7 protein-coding genes are annotated in these 7,356 nt (G+C 45.8%); 4 read left to right on the top strand and 3 right to left on the bottom strand.

Translation table 11 applies throughout. The features are described from left to right. Window positions 1–48 precede the first annotated feature (48 nt). Window positions 49–1,332: a hypothetical protein gene (locus ACQRBT_RS14530; protein ID WP_412047360.1), complete on the top strand. Its 1,284-nt coding sequence runs from the start codon at window positions 49–51 to the stop codon at window positions 1,330–1,332. Window positions 1,333–1,468: 136 nt separating this feature from the next. On the opposite strand, the gene ACQRBT_RS14525 is transcribed toward ACQRBT_RS14530, so the two are convergent. Next, window positions 1,469–1,606: a hypothetical protein gene (locus ACQRBT_RS14525; RefSeq protein WP_427851677.1), complete on the bottom strand. Its 138-nt coding sequence runs from the start codon at window positions 1,604–1,606 to the stop codon at window positions 1,469–1,471. A 60-nt stretch (window positions 1,607–1,666) separates the two neighbouring features. After that, window positions 1,667–2,560 carry a hypothetical protein gene (locus tag ACQRBT_RS14520; RefSeq protein WP_412047361.1) on the bottom strand — a complete coding sequence of 298 codons (894 nt, stop codon included), beginning with the start codon at window positions 2,558–2,560 and terminating at the stop codon, window positions 1,667–1,669. A 312-nt stretch (window positions 2,561–2,872) separates the two neighbouring features. On the opposite strand from ACQRBT_RS14520, the gene ACQRBT_RS14515 reads away from it, so the two are divergent. Genes ACQRBT_RS14515 through ACQRBT_RS14505 form a run of 3 tightly spaced genes read left to right on the top strand, consistent with a single transcriptional unit; the run spans window position 2,873 to window position 5,620 of the window. Beyond that, window positions 2,873–3,874 carry a hypothetical protein gene (locus ACQRBT_RS14515; RefSeq protein ID WP_191960267.1) on the top strand — a complete coding sequence of 334 codons (1,002 nt, stop codon included), beginning with the start codon at window positions 2,873–2,875 and terminating at the stop codon, window positions 3,872–3,874. Continuing rightward, window positions 3,871–4,935, top strand: coding sequence for a hypothetical protein (locus ACQRBT_RS14510; RefSeq protein WP_198426416.1), 1,065 nt, complete (start codon window positions 3,871–3,873; stop codon window positions 4,933–4,935). Before ACQRBT_RS14515 ends, ACQRBT_RS14510 begins: the two co-directional genes overlap by 4 nt. Window positions 4,936–4,945: 10 nt before the next feature. Then, complete coding sequence (locus ACQRBT_RS14505) at window positions 4,946–5,620, top strand: hypothetical protein (RefSeq protein WP_412047362.1); 675 nt, start codon at window positions 4,946–4,948, stop codon at window positions 5,618–5,620. Window positions 5,621–6,428: 808 nt separating this feature from the next. Here ACQRBT_RS14505 and ACQRBT_RS14500 read toward each other — a convergent pair. Then, window positions 6,429–7,127 carry a hypothetical protein gene (locus ACQRBT_RS14500; RefSeq protein ID WP_412047363.1) on the bottom strand — a complete coding sequence of 233 codons (699 nt, stop codon included), beginning with the start codon at window positions 7,125–7,127 and terminating at the stop codon, window positions 6,429–6,431. Window positions 7,128–7,356 lie beyond the last annotated feature (229 nt).

Raw genomic sequence — 7,356 nt, 5'->3', positions numbered from 1 at the left:
AGCTGTCACCGGTAGAGTTTGAAAAGCGTTACGCAATGAGCTTGCAAGGTGTCTAGAGAATCCGGGGCGATTCAACCAGTAGAAAAATTCAACACAGTAAGCTATGAGGATCATTTTGGCTCTTGGTTCACACGCACACTTGGCTATCTAAAAAATGGTGACTCGAGCGGAACCAAGCCGGTAATTGACTCATTCGAAAAAATTGGCATCGACCATACCGGAACACCTAAATTCAAAGTATCGATAACAAAAGCCAATTTTATCAAAAATTTCAAAGACAACATTTTGAGCCAGGTTTACTTCGGCGAAGAATCCTACTCCAAGCTAATTAAATCCATTGCCTTCTCTATACCTGCCATATCTGCTAGCAAACAGCTCGGATACCTGCGGACATTTCTTGAAAAAAGATCAGAATTAACAGGTGAAACAAAATTCAGCTTTCTCCTAAGTCAATTCAACTTCCGAAAGGCAATGATGCAACTCGATCTACCGAGCGGTAGCGCAATGATGCCCTCTCCCCTTACATCAGGTTCTGGCACCAAGGCCGCTCTGCCACTGCTTCTGGCCGTACAAGGTGAACTTGATATTCAGCAAATAAGAATACAATCTTCCGCCAATAACCTTCAAGACATTGACATTCAATTCTCCATCCACAAACCGGCAGTCAATAATATTTTTGGCGCAAACTACTGCTCGCTACCTCACGAAATTCGCGAACGCATGAGCACAGTAGAAATCGTTAACTATGAAAAAATCTCGAAAGTCTTGCAACAAAATTACTGCTTTCACGGAAACCCACAGTTAGAAAAAGATTTTATTCAATTCTCCACCTGGGCACTTAAGCAGGTATCACATTGTATCGAGGAGCCATCTTACCTGAAGAGTAAAGCAATTGCCTGGAGACGTGATAATGAAGAAAAAGGGTATAAAAACATGGAGGATGATTTCTTCCTTCCATTTCTCTACGAAAAATTACGCGACCGATTCGACGACAAAGTGCAGAAAAAACCTGAAAGATTTGGCGGAAATGTAGATATCCTTTTCGGGCAGGTACCAATTGAGCTCAAGGTTAGAAAAGGCCACAAAGGAGCCTTGATAGACAAAATCGTCGACGAGTCCTACAAACCGGCTAGCCAGGCGGCAGCATACGCGGCAATTACACGCCTGGGTTGCGTTCTAGTCCTTGACGTACCCACGAGCGAGCCTAAAGTTACAAATATAACGGCATGCATTAAGATTGTTACTAAGAAATTTGAGGAAGCCGACCTGCCTACCTCCATCGTTGTATTTATATTTCAGTGCAACACCCCAAAGCCCAGCAGCGCCGTCTAAATATTTCATACAAAAAATCTCTGCTTGTTGAATGTAGACTGCGCTAGCCGCCTGCATTTCACGACAGCGAAAAACCCCCAACTAAACTACGTAGTAGCGGGACGAAAATTCATCGTCCCGCTAAACACACACTTTCTTATGAGTGAGCCAACCCGAAGTCTATTTCATCCGAGCCATACTGAGCCTTCCACTTCTTCAGCAGTGTGGAGTTGCCACCTTGGGTCTCGATGATTTCCTCATTGTGCTTTTTTGTACTGCTTGACCTGGCAAGCACGCCGGCTGTCTTTTCTGCTGCCACAGGAGCGGCGTTACTCAAGTGGGGCGCAAAACTCGATCACTGATCACAGACATCACGAGACATCGCCATCTCCAAAAGCTCCTTGGAAAATTGCTTCTGCACCCTTTCACGAACGGCATCCTTGCGACTTTGCATTGCACCAATGAGGTACTCAACCGTAAATTCAAACTCCCCGTAGCCTCGCGAGAGCTTTTGCATGGCATCCGAAATAGCGACAATTGAGCATGCCAATTGCCGACATCCTTCAGGTGAAACCGCATTCCATGCAAAACGTGGTGAATAGCGGAGCATGGTATGACATGACACCAGTCGTCTAACCACTTCATCTAACGCCATTCCGCTGCGCTGAGACTCCAGCAATGACTCGGGTGCGTACCAAAGCCATTCATCAACCGTTTCGCCCGTCAGAGGGTTGGTAAGCCCGTGAAAGGACTCACGAGGACGTTTCAGGAGGATCTCAGCAGCAGTGTCTGCATCTGTAAACACTCGCATTCCCTTGCCCATGGTCTCGTAGGTCGCTGCTCTCGTCACAGCATCGCCAACAATGAAGGCTCCAATAGTCCGATCAATTTTATTCGGTTCGTGGATATCTCCAAAGGCAAGACCGCCCCGACATAACAATCCTGCCTCAATCGCTTCGTGCATCAAGAAGCGTCCTGCGTCTGTAACAGCACCAAGATCCTCAGACCAAAGAAATGCACAGTCTGATAATTGTGCAAGCTTCACGGTTTTGAATCGGCGACCTGTTCGCATCAGTATCTTTCGAAAAGATAGCAAAATCTGAGCAGCAAGCAGCTGATGAGGAAAGTTTCCTTCAGGCGTGATTTTCCAAGGGGTGTATTCTGACTCCGTGAGCTTGAGTTTCCCTCGAGTGAGAGCGCTGAATCCAAGCATATCTACAAACAACACTGCCCCTTGAAAACTACGCATTCTTCCCTCCTGTTTTATCATGTACCTGATAAACAACGTAGCAGCTCAGCGACAAGTGAGGTGAAGGCTGAAGGCTGAAGGCTGAAGGCTGAAGGCTGAAGGCTGAAGGCTGAAGGTGACCAGTACACGCTACCTCCTTGCTTTCGTGCAACCAGCAGGAATCTCCATTCCAGATGGTTTGTCACCGACCAAGCTCCTGCAGGGAACCCATTGATCCGGATCGACAAGCGCCTAGGCAGTACAACCCCCCCGAGGACTGCTATGATGGCAAATAGCCTATAGGCCAATCCGGAAATTTGCTAGGGATGCACCATGTCGGAAACAGTAAATATTGGCGAAATTGCTGAGGCGCTAGTCCAAGACATATTTTCTTATTTCAAATGGGAAATAAAACCCCGCTGGAATGAAAACTTTAGTTGCCACTGCCCTCACCATCTTACGCCTACAAAAAAACCCAAGGACAAGCATCCTGGCGATGTGATTTTTTTCTATGAAGATCCATACCTTGGATCGACAATCTACCTGCATTCCGATTTGAAAGCTTACAAAGAAGAATCAATCACCAAAACAAAGGTTCGCGACGCTTTTAAAGCATTGGCAATGACTATTGAATGCGCGCAGGACTCTGAGTCTTGGAGAAGCACTTTCAGCATAGATACGTCTGAAGAGCATGAAGTTCGCGGACTACTGATCGTCCACAATCATGATCATGGCTATCAAAAAGCGTTTGGCGACCTGATCGAAAATATAGGCTTCGATTCCATCCCAATTCCGGCCAATGTTTGCCTTCACTTCTTTGGCCCTGAAGATTTGATGCGCTTATACAGCATCGCAAATGACATTATGCGATTAATGCACCAGCGCAAAATATCGCCTGACTATACATTCTATTATCCGGACTTAGTAATGCGACACCGGCAGGGTGATGTTTGGGGTCAACCCGCAACTGTAGAAGCGCTTACCAGCCCCTACCTTATTCTTCAGCACAGTAACCTACAGTCAGGGAACAACTCACAGGCCGGATACGTCGTGTATTACAACAGACCTGGCGCATCGCCTGAAGAGTTTGAATACCTTCTCGACAGTCTGTCCAGATACCAAATGCTAGAATCGGGAAAAGAAGTCCAGATCCGTGTTACCCATAAATCCCCAAATCATGATGTAACGGCAAACTTCAACCTTGCGAAAACAAAGTACGCGAAAATGTGGGGATTCGATCCTATACGCGAGCAGGTTCTAAACGACATAAAAATCTCTTCTATCACATCGATGGTAGATGGTTACAATATCGCATGGATGGGGTGGAGAGAATGAAAAAGAGAAAATTTGGCCCCGCACTGTACTTCGCATCTGACAAAAACGTCTTTGATGCGCTCGTACAGAAACATAAAGTTGACGCGCAGACGTTGACAACTCTATTTAGAAATAGAAACACTATCGTCTCCAAAGCAACAGACCGCGAAGTATTGGCTGACTATTTTTCCCGACTTACTCATGACTACTATGATCACAAGCTCATTTCCGAAAAAATCGGAATAGCTCCACGTAGGGAGCGCTCAACAACAGTGGAGCTCCTGGGAGAACTGGACGTCAACGATGTACGCTCAGCTATCGAGGAATTAAAACGTGAGATTATCGAATCAGGAGATAACGCTTACATCTCACGAGATGGTGATAATTTTAGTTTAACTATCCAATACTCCAGATTCGATTACAAAAAATCTGAGTTCGCACAGCTCGTTGTTAAGGATGCAGTAATCGAGTTTACTAAAACAGGAAACGGATATAGTATTGTTTCGCCCCAGAATGATTTCACCAACGAAATTCGGGATGAAATAGTATCAAGCATAACAACGCAAGCATCTACCCAGATTGAAAAGTTTATCGTCACACTTTTTGACAAACCATCACCTCAGGTAAGAACGAAATTCTTTATTGACTTAATCGATGGCCTTGACGGTTTTAGCAAGCGGGATGTTACGGATGTTTACGTGTATAAGCCTAAGCCATCCGATGACGATAGAGACGACCTAACAAGCGACGAAGACGAAACGCACATAGAAAAAGTATTGCTCCGTGGAAACGGTGTGAACAGGTCAGGCATCCTTAATGACTTAGTATCATCGGACACTTACTTTATTGTAAAAATTTGCTGGCTAACCAAGCGAGTATTAGGGAACGGTGATATTTATAAGCTCGAGGCGTCTTTTGCAGACCCTAAAGACTGTCATAAGTTCTCTGTTCTGTTGAAGTCAGTCCACCCAAACATTGATGGAAAATTCCCTCGCTCCAGAACTCCTTTAAAACCTGAAATTGATGAACTATCCAAGGCGATTGAGACGTCCGCTAAAAAAGCCATGTTAGCTATAAAATAGTGAGGCAAGCATGATCTCAAGATTCAAGTGGTATGCCGTTCGAGTTCCTTGTTCTGTGGATGAGCTTCTACAGAAACTGGCGCAGAACCGATACGATCCCTCACTAAATAGTGGTTTCATAGTAAATATTCCAGATCGCTCATTCCAATTTTTTTGGAGAACATCTTTATATGCTACGTCTATAGACCTTGACGGTATCAGCAAGCAAAATGAAGTCGTGTCAACGTGTAGCCAAAAGGTAACACTACTTGGTACTGATCAGCTGATGTTCCGAATGGAAGACCCGCCCCGCTCCTCTAAAGAGCTTCTCAACAGTTTAGACAAAATACTTGGCTTCGGATTTAGCTGCGAGCAAATATTTGTCACTGATAAAATAGTCAAAGACTCAATCAAAAGCTTCCAGACGATCACTCTGAACTCGTTAAAACTATCCGGATCCATTAGCTCCATTGCTGCAACCGCACGTGTTGAGATCGCCTCCAAGGTCGGAATTGATCCCGAGAGCGTCGAAGGTTTTGGTTTGTCGCATTCAGTCGTCGACGCAGGATCCTACTCCGTGCGCTACAAAGGTCTGACGGGCCAGGTAGGGTTCACGAGAACCGGAATTTGTAAGCTGAGCGGTGACCTTTCCCCTCGAGTGCAGGCGTACATTGAGACAACTTTAATGGCCCGCCTCAAGAAATGAATGCATCCCAGCAGAAATTCGGTAGTGAGATCTGCCTGAGTCATCCTCGGGGAGATCTCTGGTTCCATTGTTGAACATACATTAGGCAAGACGATGCGGATATATATTGGATACCAGGACGGCACAGGCACAGTCACAGAGAGGGAAATATCAGACCTGCGCAAGGAGGCCGATAAGACTATCGATGCTTTTTGCCACCTTCGAAACGACCGTAGAAGCTTCAATCTTGACCGAATAATATGCTCGGTGGCAATTGATACTGGCGAGGATCTCAACCCCTATCAGCTAGTCCCGCTGATGCGAGAGCCTGACTCACTTGACTCGCTCACCTAGAGAGTCAGACCAGCTATAAAGGCTTTGAAGTTTTTTAGCCTAACCACCCGAGGCTTGTCCAAGAGGGAGCGTCAGCACCTGAACAAATTCGTCAAAGAATTGGTTGCCCTTCCGCAAAGCGAGGAGGAAATCAGTGACTGGGTCTACGATCTTTGGTGCGCTGATTTGCACCAGTACCGTGACGGGGACGAAAAAGAATACAAAGGGCTACTGGAATACATCCCTCCCTCGCTTCTGGAAGTGTGCCGCGCATACGCTATTAAAATAGTAGGAGGGGCCGCTAACAAACCAGAAAACTCAGGATGGGGTGAAAGAATTGATGAAGAATTCGGGCCACACCCGCTGTTCTGAACCCTTAATAACGGTGCCATGGCTGTTGACGCAAAGAAACATCCAGCCATGGTACAGTTATCAGCAATCTTAATCGTTGATCTACCGCGAGGTAACGCTAGCTAGCCAACCAATCAAAACATAGCTAGTTAATTTCGCCTAAGTAGCCGCAGACCACTGCATATACTGCAGGTTCTTGGATATAAATAACGGCTAAACTTAGGAATATCATCCCAAAAATCGCGGACACCACTCCCCTTACGATACCGAAGTCATTGACGCCTCGCTGGAGTTTTACCGAGCAGACGGTAAATGCAAGGTAAAATACGCCGATCAAAAAGTTCGACGTCCTCGAAACAGAACTTGCGGATATCGCTGCAGTGACATTCGCTCCAAATTCCCCAAGCTCACAGCTATGCGCTAAAGCGGTCATTCTCGAACCCAGCGCTGGCATCTCAGCGATCTTCATGAAGACTAGGCAAATCGAGATATAAAAAAATGAGTTGATCGTAGAAAACAGCGATCCTTTTCCAAACATGAAACGTGCGCCAAACCAAAAGCAAGCTCCATAGAGGATTAGGAACATGCAATTCAGGACAACCATGACGGATACAAAGTCCTTACTGAGCTCTATCCCAATCCCTTTCAGCGATGGAAAGCTTAGTAGTGATAACGCAACGGCCATTACGAGCCCGATCACGCTGGCTTGCGCACACCAGTAATTACGCAGCTTCATATCTTTGAAAAATTCGGTCGGAGTAATTATAGAACGCTGTAGATCTTTAGCTCCAGCCACGAACGTGGGAAAAACACTCTTGATCACAGAAAATATACCGTCAGACACGCACAGACCCTTAGCTAATTAGTGAACATATATCATCGGCGGCACTCACTAATTCCTTAGCGAAACTAAAATATTTTTTCACTGGTATTTTTCGAGCATTACCTGTTCGTTCGCAGCACTCTTCTCAATGCGTAGAGATATGCCACGCGCTTTAATACGGTTATGATTTACATCAACTAGAACAGCGCGATCCTCCACCCTTCGATGGGGCGCTATACCACGAACTGGG

It is taken from the genome of Pseudomonas sp. R19M, assembly GCF_050312585.1.
GTDB classification, from domain to species: Bacteria; Pseudomonadota; Gammaproteobacteria; order Pseudomonadales; family Pseudomonadaceae; genus Aquipseudomonas; species Aquipseudomonas palleroniana.
Note: the sequence above shows the minus strand (reverse complement) of the source record. Positions and strands in the feature narration are given on the sequence as shown.

What these genes read in the sequence shown, in the direction of transcription:
- ACQRBT_RS14515 (WP_191960267.1), top strand. Translation starts at nt 2,873, where the DNA reads ATGTCGGAAACAGTAAATATTGGCGAAATTGCTGAGGCGCTAGTCCAA.
- ACQRBT_RS14505 (WP_412047362.1), top strand. Translation starts at nt 4,946, where the DNA reads ATGATCTCAAGATTCAAGTGGTATGCCGTTCGAGTTCCTTGTTCTGTG.
- ACQRBT_RS14520 (WP_412047361.1), bottom strand. Translation starts at nt 2,560, where the DNA reads ATGCGTAGTTTTCAAGGGGCAGTGTTGTTTGTAGATATGCTTGGATTC.
- ACQRBT_RS14510 (WP_198426416.1), top strand. Translation starts at nt 3,871, where the DNA reads ATGAAAAAGAGAAAATTTGGCCCCGCACTGTACTTCGCATCTGACAAA.